The organism is Thalassospira sp. CA1 (assembly GCF_059052855.1).
Genome location: NZ_JBZCIA010000001.1, coordinates 361,101 through 371,273, shown reverse-complemented (window position 1 = coordinate 371,273; position 10,173 = coordinate 361,101). Strand labels below are relative to the sequence as shown.

Here is a 10,173-nt window from a genome sequence, read left to right as displayed (position 1 = left end):
GCCGGTTTACATTGCGATATCGTGTTCCAGATGCTATCTCGCTGCATAAGAAATCCCGCACACCGCCGGGCTTGGGGGCAGCCCCCTACCCAAATTTGATTTTATTTGGATGGAATAAGTATGTCAGACGCATCGCATAGCACAGATATTGCCATTATTGGCGCAGGCCCGGTCGGGCTTTTTGCGGTTTTCGAAGCCGGTATGCTGGGGCTTAAATCCCATGTGATTGACGCGCTTGATATGGTCGGCGGCCAGTGCAGCGCACTTTATCCGGAAAAGCCGATTTTCGATATTCCGGCCCATCCGCAGATCGCCGGTCAGGACCTTATTCACGAGCTAGCCAAACAGGCCGACCCGTTCGAGCCGACCTATCATCTGGGTCAGCAGGTCACCAAGCTTGAGAAACGCGATGATGGCCGTTTCACGCTGGTCACCACGAAGGGTACGGTCATTGATGCCGGTGCGGTTGTGATTGCCGCGGGTTGCGGTGCCTTTGGCCCGAACAAACCGCCGATGGACGGCCTTGAAGAGTATGAAGGATCGGGTGGCGTTCAGTATTACGTCAAACGTCGTGCCGACTTTGCTGGCAAGAACGTCGTGATTGCCGGTGGCGGTGACTCGGCTGTCGACTGGGCCCTTTCGCTTCATGATATCGCCGCCAAGGTGATGGTGGTTCATCGTCGCCCGAAATTCCGTGCAGCACCTGACAGCAGTGCAAAACTGCAGGCGCTGGCCGAGGCGGGCAAGATCGAGATGGTCATCCCCTATCAGCTTAAGGGGCTTAAAGGTGAAAACGGCATTCTGTCACACGTGGTTGTCGCAACGCTCAAGGGCGAAGAGCGCGAGCTTGAAGCCGATCACCTTCTGCCGTTCTTTGGCCTTGCCATGGAACTCGGTCCGATTGCCGATTGGGGCCTTAATCTTGAGAAGAACCATATCGGTGTGAAACAGGCGACGATGGAAACATCCGTCCCGGGCATCTTTGCCATCGGCGATATCGCGACCTACGAGCATAAACTTAAACTGATCCTGTCGGGCTTTGCCGAAGGTGCGAGTGCGATCCACGCCGCACGCGCCTATATGTTCCCGGACAAGGAATTCCACTTCGAATATTCGACCACGACGGGTGTTCCGAACGAATAACCCGACATTTGGTCAAAGTTTTCAAGGAAGCGCACCATGACCACAAAACATCCCGAACATCGTGGGGGTTGTCTTTGTGGCGCGGTGCGCTTTGTTGCATCCGGGGAGCCGATTGGCAGCAATCACTGCCATTGCGGCATGTGTCGCAAGGATAGCGGTTCGGGTGTTTCGACCTTTGTCGCGTTCCCGACCAATGCCGTCACATGGGATGGCAAGCCGCGCGAATATGAAAGCTCGCCCGGCAAGTATCGCGGATTTTGCCCAAAATGCGGATCAAGCATCACCTGGCGCAAGGGCGATGATGACAGCTTCATCGATTTCCGATTGGGCACCTTTGATGACCCAAGCCTGTTCAAGGCCAAAAAGCATCTTTGGATGAGCACGGCACTGCCGAGCTTTGCCGGAATTGATCCGGAGATCGAGCATTTCGATTAAGCACGACGATCCCTGGGCCATTTAAAGTACTGAAGCTTGTTCCTGCCAAACTGGTGACATCACAGGTACCGGACAAAAGAAACTTGTCTCTGGCCCTCGGGGCTCAATCATGACAGGCTGCAAAATTCTACCAAGAGTAGAATTCGCACATATCACCATCAGGGGAACGAAATGAGCGACGAGAATCAGGACGACCAACCGAACAGCCGCCGAAAAATGAATATGCGCAAACTGATGCTGTTTGGTTCAGGTACGCTTCTGCTTGGCACCTTACTGATGATGGTGACATTCCAAACCACCTTTCAGATGATGATGCATGGACGTTCTGCAGGCAGCTTCATCATTGTCATTGGTACAGCGGTTGCGATCGGCCTTTTGGTCGCGGGTTCGACGATCATATCGAAATGGGTGTCCCGCAAGGTTGAGGCTATTCTGGAAGAGTAAGCTTAGCCTCTTGCGCGGCTTCGCCGTTCAACGTCAAGTATCTCGCAAATATAGCGTCTAGAAGTTAGGCTGTGTCTTAGAGCTTCACCGACACGCCAAGGTGCTCGGCCAAAACGCTCACGATCATGCCGTGATCTTCGTGCGATGCGAGGCCGGATACCGTAACTGCACCAATCACGCCGACACCGGCAACACGGACCGGGAAGCTGCCGCCATGATCGGCATAGTCGGCAAAATCGATCCCGTGATCGGCAAGGGTTTTGCCCTTGGCCTTAAGCTCCGCCCCAAAGCGCATCGAGCTTTGATGTTCACGTAGCACCAGATTGCTTTTACGACGTGCCCACGCATCGTTGGCCGGTTTGGCACCGGCAAGGGATGCGTGAAACAGGGTGCGGTCCGGGGTGCGGATATTGATGGCAACCGGGGCGTTTTTGGCCTGTGCGACGCCGACCAGTTTGGAGCCGATTGACCAGGCAGTGTCTTCGTCAAAGCGGTCAAACACCAGAATTTCTTCCTGTTTGGCGAGCAATTCCAGATCCATCGGGAGACTCCTTGGGCAATTGGTTGGGCTGCGTCCATCCATAGCGCAGCAGGTTAGCCTCTGAAAACAGCAAAGAAAAAAGGCTGCATCAACAATGTGATACAGCCTTTGTTTCGAAATCGTAATTTCGGCTTACTTGTCGTCGCCCATCTTGAGCGCGTTGATAAAGGCCGATTGCGGAATTTCGACCTTGCCGAACTGACGCATCTTTTTCTTACCAGCCTTCTGTTTTTCAAGAAGCTTACGTTTACGCGAAACGTCACCGCCGTAACATTTTGCCGTCACGTCTTTGCGCAGGGCCGATACGGTTTCACGGGCAATCACCTTGCCACCAATGGCGGCCTGAATGGCGATGCGGAACATCTGGCGCGGGATCAGGTCCTTAAGACGCTTACAAATCTCACGACCACGATATTCAGCCGCCGAACGGTGCACCATCAGGGCCAGTGCATCGACCGGTTCTTCGTTCACAAGGATGGAAACCTTTACCAGATCACTTTCGTCGTAACCGGCAATTTCGTAATCAAAGCTGGCATAGCCGCGCGAAATGGATTTCAGACGGTCATAGAAATCAAACACCACTTCATTGAGCGGCAGTTTGTAAACCGCCATCGCCCGGTTACCGACATAGGTCAGGTCAAGCTGAACACCACGGCGTTCGGTGCAAAGGGTCAGGATACCGCCAAGATATTCGTCCGGCACCATGATCGATGCCTTGATCCATGGTTCTTCAATGGCCTTGATCTTGGTAACGTCCGGGAAATCGGCCGGGTTATGCAGCAGGATTTCCTCGCCCTTGCTCAGCGTGATCTTATAAGACACCGACGGTGCGGTGGTGATCAGATCAAGCTCGAACTCGCGTTCCAGACGTTCCTGAATGATTTCCAGATGCAAAAGACCCAGGAAGCCACAACGGAAACCAAGACCAAGTGCGGTCGAGTTTTCCGGCTCGAACTGGAAGGACGCGTCATTGAGATGCAGCTTTTCAAGCGCATCGCGCAGCACTTCATATTCGCTGGTATCGACCGGGAAAATGCCACAGAACACAACCGGGATCGACGGCTTAAAGCCGGCCAGCGGCTTTGCGCAGGGGCGTTTTTCTTCGGTAATCGTGTCACCGACTTCACATTCGGCCACGGTTTTCATACCGCAGTTGATAAAGCCGATTTCACCCGGCCCCATTTCATCAATAGCAAGCGGCTTCGGCGTGAACACACCAACGCGTTCGATCTGATGGGTGACCTTGGCGTTCATGAAGCGGACTTTCTGACCCTTTTTCAGGGTACCTTCCTTGACGCGCACCAGAATCATCACACCGAGATAGGTGTCATACCAGCTATCAACCAGAAGCACTTCAAGCGGTGCGTTCGCATCACCAGTCGGCGCCGGAAGACGGTGCACCAGTGCTTCAAGCACGTCAGGCACGCCCAAGCCGGTTTTTGCCGAGATCATCACAGCATCAGACGCATCGATGCCAATCACTTCTTCGATCTGTTCCTTGACCTGATCGGGTTCGGCTGCCGGAAGGTCGACCTTGTTCAGGACAGGGACAATCTCGTGATTGTTTTCAATCGCCTGATAGACGTTTGCCAGCGTCTGGGCTTCCACACCCTGTGCGGCATCAACCACCAGAAGCGACCCTTCGCAGGCCGCGAGCGAGCGCGACACCTCATAGGCAAAGTCAACGTGGCCCGGCGTGTCCATCAGGTTGAGCGTATATTCCTGCCCATCCTTGGCGGTATACTTCAGCCGCACGGCCTGGGATTTGATGGTGATGCCACGTTCACGTTCGATATCCATCGAATCGAGAACCTGATCGGCCATTTCACGTTCGGTCAGGCCACCGGTCAACTGGATCAGGCGGTCGGCCAGGGTGGATTTACCATGGTCGATATGGGCGATGATCGAAAAGTTACGAATGTTCTTAAGGTCAGTCATTTTTGGCTGCTTCTGGCACTAAAATTGGCTGGCATTTCGCCGCGTGGCACATTGTTTCGAAACGGTGTGATCACCAGATACCCGGTTGATACATAACGCGCAAACCGCATTCTTTCCAATATCCCCTGCCCCGTCAGCCAGCCAATTTCGGCAGCGACATCAGGCCTTATCGCATCACGGATGCGAAAGAGCACGATCGGAAAAACCAGCATTGCGTGATCATTGCATCGTTCGGGAAATCGATTCTGATATATCCCGGATCAATCACCAGCGGGTTTATAGGGGTTTTTGCACGGAATTAGAAGCGTTGTGTTATGTTCACGGCGTCTGTGAATAACCTGCAGTCTGGCACGGCCATCACTTGACCGAACGTGATCACGTTAAGGGTCTTGGTCACGAGATATCGGGTCCATCACAAAACAGGCCTTTAACGCTTACATTCATTTGTTTGCATCCTTTTCAACCGCGCGAAAAGGTCTTAAATTTCAAGGTTGAGGAAACCGTAACTCTGTCTGGCAGGGGCACGCCAATAACATGTTCATAATGTCAATCGAGCCATCCCTGTCCCGGCGCAGTCTTGTGAAATTGCGCAAACGGCTTGCCGCCTTGACGCTGACGGGTGTGTTTGTCCTGCTGTTTTCCTTCTTTTTCATTCAGAAAACGCTTTATGACAGCGCCGTTGAGCATGCCAGTGCCCAACTTGAAGCAACCGCCTTTCGGTTGGGATCGATGTTGTTGCTTCACAATGACGTCGACCTGCAAAAGATCGTGGCGGACAATTCCGACATAACCGTTGGGCTGCTTGATAACCAGCTTAACCAGATCAAGGGCTTTATCCCGCCGCATCTGATCGGCGATCTGGGCGACTATATCAGTACCCAACAAACTGATCGCGATTCCCTGGTCTGTGTTCACAGCAGCGAAGTCATGGTTCTGGCTTATAGCAAACTGCCACAAATCAACCGGATCGTGGTGGCCTATACGCCGCGCAGCGCGCTTTTGAATAACTGGCGTGATGCTTTTATCCTGCACGCGCTGATGTTTGTCATGGCGATGACCATTCTTTGTGGCCTGGCGGTCTGGTTATGGCATCGCCTCAAACGGCAGCACATGCGTGCTGCCCATCTTGCCGAACATTTCAGCGATACGGAAAATACCTTGGCGGAATGCGGCTGTGCCGTGATCAGCTGGCCGGTGGAGACCTCCGACGGAAAACTGACAGCGCAGCTGAACTGGCCGGAAATCCTTGGTCCGACAGCGGAAAACATCGAACCAACCATGACGGATTTTCTTGATCGGTTGTCATCGGAATCCCGCACAAAGCTTCGCGGACCGCTGATTGACAATATCTGGCAGGATGCACGGATTGGCACCATGGTCGATATCCGCACTGCCAAAAACCAGATGCAGCGCTTCTATTTGATGGCGCATCGCTACAGCGAAGACAGTCGGGAATTTATTTCGGTTTTGCTTCTGGAAACTGCGGCCCAACAGGAACTGTGCCATCCGTTTGAAACCTACCTTCGCCATACCCCGGAACCGGCCATTGTGGTCAATCAGGACGGCATCCTTAAGGGGTTCAGCCCCGCCCTGGAAGAGCTCATGGGGTTGCCGGTGCATGACATCGTCAACAAACCTTTCTTTATGCTGTTTGTTCCCGAGGACCAGCAAACCGCGATGACGGCCATGCGCCAGAAAAACGGCACTGCGACGATCAGTGATGGTAAATCAATCCTGCGCGTACTCGACCGCAAGGGCAATGTTCGCTGGCTGGCGTGGCATTGCGTGGGCCCATTTGACGAGATGATCTTTTGCAGTGCGCGCGATGTGACGGAGTTTGTCGAAAATGCCAACAAGCTGCGCGATACACTTGATCAGCTCAAACGCAGCAACGAAGACCTCGAACAGTTTGCCTATGTAGCATCCCACGATCTGCAGCAACCGCTGCGCATGGTCGCCAGCTATACGCAACTTCTGAAGCAGCGTTACAGCGGCAGCCTTGATCAGGAAGCCGACGAATATATCGACTTTGCCGTCGATGGTGCCAAGCGCATGCACAAGCTGATCAGTCACCTGCTTGAATATGCCAAGACCGGAACGCGCGAAGATTTCGCACCAATTGACTGCAATCAGGTGCTCAACGAGGCGCAAGCGGACCTCAAGGACGTGATTGGCCGTGAACATGCCACCATCACCCATGACGATCTTCCGACCGTCAAAGGTGACCGGATTGCCCTGTCGCGGCTGTTCCAGAACCTTTTATCCAATGCCATCAAGTATCGCCGCCCCGGCGTATCACCACACATATCCATCACGGTCGAACCCGACCCGGTGATGCGCGATTATTGGCGTTTTTCGGTCCGCGATAACGGCATTGGCATTCACCCCGAGCATGCACAACGGATTTTCCGCCTGTTCCAGCGCCTGCATAAGGACGAGTTTTCCGGAACGGGACTTGGCCTGTCTCTGTGCCGCAAGATCGTTGAACAGCATGGCGGCCGCATCTGGCTTGATACCAGCCGACCGCTCAGTGACCCGGGCACGACCATCATCTTTACGCTTCGGGTTTACCACGCCGACGCAGCACGCATTGGGCAAAAAAATCCTTGAACGTCTCAGTGCATTGCAGCATGGCAAGCATATTGCTTGAGACTGAGGGTTAGACGGGCAGACAGGTAAAAGCTGCCCTGTGCCTGTTATGGAGCGTTAGATGTTCAAGACCATGATCCTGTTCCGCCCTGTATTCAAATCTGTTCCGGTGATGCTGGCCCTTTTGGCGCTCAGCGCATGTGGATCGGACATGCGCACCATGAATGACAGCCACATGCAGAAACTGGCCTATTACTTCGCCGAACATGAACCGGGTGAGCCGCTGCCGCGGGGTTGGCGCCGGCTGGATGGCTCAGAAATCAATTACCGTTTTGCAAACGAAACATATGCCGTCTATTCAATTGACGAGGACGAGCAGATCCTGGTTATGCATCTCTATGACGATGGTACGGGTCGACTGGAAGCCGATGATGATCGTGAACGTTGCGAATGGAACAGCATGGTCGATCAGCTGACCATCGAATGCGACGACACCGATATGGAATGGCATGTCTTTACCAATGGGCCGGATCTGATCGCGCTTGATCTGGATGAGGACGAATACGCCATCCTGCGCAAACGCCCCGGTCGGTAAATTTGACCGATACCCCACAAACAAAACGGGCTGCACCGATGTTGGGCAGCCCGTTTTTATTCGTATCTTTGCCGAAAGATCAGGCGCGTAGAGAGCCACCCGTGGCTTTCTCAACCGCTTCGACAACCTTTTTGCAGACCGCTTCGATTTCTTCTTCGGTCAGGGTTGCCTTGGTCGGCTGCAACGTGATCGAGAAGGCGAGTGATTTCTTGCCATCCTCAATCCCCTTGCCGGCATAAAGGTCAAAGATCGTCACATCCGTGATCAGATTGCGATCGGCACCTTTGGCGGCCTTGATGATCGCCTCTGCCTTCACAGCTTCATCAAGCAGGAAGGCAAAGTCGCGTTCGACCGACTGGAAACTTGATGCGTTCAAGGCCGGACGGGCCGTGCCCTTTTTCTTGGGGCTAGGAACGTTTTCAACAAACAGTTCAAACGCGACAACGCGGCCTTTGACGCCAAGCGCCTTAAGCACCTTCGGATGCAATTCGCCGAAATAGCCCAGAACATTTTTCGGACCCAGCTGCAGGGCTGCCGAACGGCCCGGGTGATACCATTCCGGCGCACCATCGGTATTGACCTGAACATTGGCGGCACTGGTACCCAGTGCTTCTATCAGGGCTTCGGCATCGGCCTTAACATCAAACACGTCGACATCACGGCGTGAACCGGTCCAGCTGCGCTGAGTTGTTGCACCGGAACGCAAGCCTGCGGCCACCAGACGCTGATCGCCCGGCTGATCGCCAAAGAATTCCGGACCAACTTCAAACAGCGCCAGATCGGAAAAACCACGGGCCTGGTTACGACCGGCCGCCGCAATCATGTTGATCAGGGCGTTCGGGCGCATGATATCAAGGTCGGAACTGATCGGATTGGCCAGATACAGACCGTCTTTGAGTTCACCAAACAGTTTGGCCCAACGCGAGTCGGTAAAGGACCAGGTCACGGTTTCATAAAGACCGCGCGATGCCAGAACCCGACGGGTCAGACCAACACGTTTCTGGAACGGCGACAAGGCCGGAACCGGCAGGCTGGTTTCACGTTCCAGCGGGACTGTCGGGATTTTGTCATAACCGACAATGCGCAGGACTTCCTCGACCAGATCGGCTTCACCGATAATGTCCGGGCGCCAGGTCGGTGCCACGGCGTTAATAACTGGTGCAGAACCGCTAACCTCGAAGCCCAGAGATTTCAGGATTTCAATCGCACGAACTGCTTCAACTGCAACGCCGCCCAGCTCACGAATACGATCAATGCGCAGATCAAAGGCGTTGCGCGGATTTGGCACTTCGCCAGCCTTAACGACATGGGATACTTCACCCCCACAAATCTCGGTGATCAGATGGGTGGCAACTTCCATGCCCCAGGCAACCGACTGCGGATCAACGCCACGCTCAAACCGATAGCGTGCATCTGAATTGATCTGAAGCTTACGACCGGTCTTGGCAATGCTGATCGGATCGAACAGCGCGCATTCAACAAACACATTGGTCGTTTCTTCAAGGCAGCCAGTTTCTTCGCCACCGATGATACCACCAATGCCCAGTGCCTTTGCCTGATCCGCAATCACCACCATGGAGCCGGAAAGCGCGTATTCCTTGTTATCAAGGGCTGCGATCTTTTCGCCATTGGTCGCGTAACGCACATTGATGTCGCCCGACAGTTTGTCGGCATCAAACACATGTAGCGGACGACCAAGGTCATGAGTCACAAGGTTGGTGATATCCACCAGAGCGGAAATCGGACGCAACCCAATGGCTTCCAGACGGGCTTTCAACCATTCCGGGCTTTCAGCATTTTTCACACCACGAATATAACGGCCAAAGAATGCCGGAACTGCATTGTTGGATGCGATTTCGCTGCTGATTGTAACGCCAATCGGGCTGTCAAACGCACCAGTAACCGGCTCTTGGCGCGGATCGGCCTTAAGCGTTCCGATGCCCGCAGCCGCCAGATCGCGGGCAATCCCGCGAACACCGGTGCAATCCGGGCGGTTCGGGGTCAGGCCGATTTCAAGGATCGGATCATCCGCACCAAGGACAGACGCAACCGGTGCACCGATTTCGGCATCTTCAGGCAGTTCGATGATGCCGTCATGGTCTTCACCAAGGCAGAGCTCGCGGGTGGAGCACATCATGCCCTGGCTTTCGACACCACGGATCTTGCCCGGCTTCAGTTTTGAACCATCAATCGGAATGATCGCGCCCGGCTGTGCCAATGCGACCTTAAGTCCGGTACGGGCATTCGGCGCACCACAGACGACCTGAATGATTTTTTCGCCGGTATTAACCCGGCAAAGCTTCAGGCGGTCAGCATCGGGATGCTGGCCGGCTTCTTCAATGTGGGCGACACGGATGTCGGCAAGGGCTGCCGCGCGGTCGGTCACGCCTTCGATTTCAAGACCGATATCGGTCAGTTTTTCTGCAACCACCTCAATCGACGCATCGGTATCAAGGTGCTGTTTCAGCCAATTCAGTGTGAATTTCAT

The 10,173-nt window shown here is 54.2% G+C and carries 9 protein-coding genes; 5 read left to right on the top strand and 4 right to left on the bottom strand.

Annotated features, from left to right (window positions below):
• The first annotated feature begins 120 nt into the window (after window positions 1-120).
• From AC5Q5A_RS01795 to AC5Q5A_RS01785, 3 genes are all read left to right on the top strand, one after another.
• A complete protein-coding gene (locus AC5Q5A_RS01795; RefSeq protein WP_008888563.1) occupies window positions 121-1,143 on the top strand; it encodes an NAD(P)/FAD-dependent oxidoreductase in 1,023 nt (340 codons plus the stop codon).
• Between the two features lie 36 nt (window positions 1,144-1,179).
• The gene (locus tag AC5Q5A_RS01790) at window positions 1,180-1,578 is read left to right on the top strand and encodes a GFA family protein (RefSeq protein WP_493894129.1); all 399 of its coding nucleotides are present in this window, start codon (window positions 1,180-1,182) and stop codon (window positions 1,576-1,578) included.
• 171 nt (window positions 1,579-1,749) lie between these two features.
• Window positions 1,750-2,022: a hypothetical protein gene (locus AC5Q5A_RS01785; protein ID WP_493894128.1), complete on the top strand. Its 273-nt coding sequence runs from the start codon at window positions 1,750-1,752 to the stop codon at window positions 2,020-2,022.
• 76 nt (window positions 2,023-2,098) lie between these two features.
• On the opposite strand, the gene AC5Q5A_RS01780 is transcribed toward AC5Q5A_RS01785, so the two are convergent.
• The 3 genes from AC5Q5A_RS01780 to AC5Q5A_RS01770 form a co-directional block, all read right to left on the bottom strand.
• Entirely contained in the window at window positions 2,099-2,563 is a 465-nt protein-coding gene (locus AC5Q5A_RS01780) for a heme-degrading domain-containing protein (protein ID WP_493894127.1), read from the bottom strand.
• 132 nt (window positions 2,564-2,695) lie between these two features.
• Window positions 2,696-4,501: a translation elongation factor 4 gene (gene lepA, locus AC5Q5A_RS01775; protein WP_064780089.1), complete on the bottom strand. Its 1,806-nt coding sequence runs from the start codon at window positions 4,499-4,501 to the stop codon at window positions 2,696-2,698.
• Window positions 4,498-4,713 carry a hypothetical protein gene (locus AC5Q5A_RS01770; RefSeq protein WP_493894126.1) on the bottom strand — a complete coding sequence of 72 codons (216 nt, stop codon included), beginning with the start codon at window positions 4,711-4,713 and terminating at the stop codon, window positions 4,498-4,500. Before AC5Q5A_RS01770 ends, lepA begins: the two co-directional genes overlap by 4 nt.
• A gap of 322 nt (window positions 4,714-5,035) precedes the next feature.
• Here AC5Q5A_RS01770 and AC5Q5A_RS01765 point away from each other — a divergent pair, with 322 nt between their 5' ends.
• Window positions 5,036-7,111 (top strand): sensor histidine kinase, encoded by a 2,076-nt coding sequence (locus AC5Q5A_RS01765; RefSeq protein ID WP_493894125.1) that lies wholly within the window; start codon window positions 5,036-5,038, stop codon window positions 7,109-7,111.
• A 100-nt stretch (window positions 7,112-7,211) separates the two neighbouring features.
• Window positions 7,212-7,685, top strand: a complete 474-nt coding sequence (locus tag AC5Q5A_RS01760) for a hypothetical protein (protein ID WP_493894124.1) — start codon at window positions 7,212-7,214, stop codon at window positions 7,683-7,685.
• Window positions 7,686-7,764: 79 nt separating this feature from the next.
• Here AC5Q5A_RS01760 and pheT read toward each other — a convergent pair whose 3' ends face one another.
• Window positions 7,765-10,173 (bottom strand): phenylalanine--tRNA ligase subunit beta, encoded by a 2,409-nt coding sequence (gene pheT, locus AC5Q5A_RS01755; RefSeq protein WP_493894123.1) that lies wholly within the window; start codon window positions 10,171-10,173, stop codon window positions 7,765-7,767.

Excerpts from the sequence above, each read along its gene's own strand:
- AC5Q5A_RS01795 (WP_008888563.1), top strand. The coding sequence starts at position 121 with ATGTCAGACGCATCGCATAGCACAGATATTGCCATTATTGGCGCAGGC.
- AC5Q5A_RS01790 (WP_493894129.1), top strand. The coding sequence starts at position 1,180 with ATGACCACAAAACATCCCGAACATCGTGGGGGTTGTCTTTGTGGCGCG.
- AC5Q5A_RS01785 (WP_493894128.1), top strand. The coding sequence starts at position 1,750 with ATGAGCGACGAGAATCAGGACGACCAACCGAACAGCCGCCGAAAAATG.
- AC5Q5A_RS01780 (WP_493894127.1), bottom strand. The coding sequence starts at position 2,563 with ATGGATCTGGAATTGCTCGCCAAACAGGAAGAAATTCTGGTGTTTGAC.
- lepA (WP_064780089.1), bottom strand. The coding sequence starts at position 4,501 with ATGACTGACCTTAAGAACATTCGTAACTTTTCGATCATCGCCCATATC.
- AC5Q5A_RS01770 (WP_493894126.1), bottom strand. The coding sequence starts at position 4,713 with ATGCTGGTTTTTCCGATCGTGCTCTTTCGCATCCGTGATGCGATAAGG.
- AC5Q5A_RS01765 (WP_493894125.1), top strand. The coding sequence starts at position 5,036 with ATGTTCATAATGTCAATCGAGCCATCCCTGTCCCGGCGCAGTCTTGTG.
- AC5Q5A_RS01760 (WP_493894124.1), top strand. The coding sequence starts at position 7,212 with ATGTTCAAGACCATGATCCTGTTCCGCCCTGTATTCAAATCTGTTCCG.
- pheT (WP_493894123.1), bottom strand. The coding sequence starts at position 10,173 with ATGAAATTCACACTGAATTGGCTGAAACAGCACCTTGATACCGATGCG.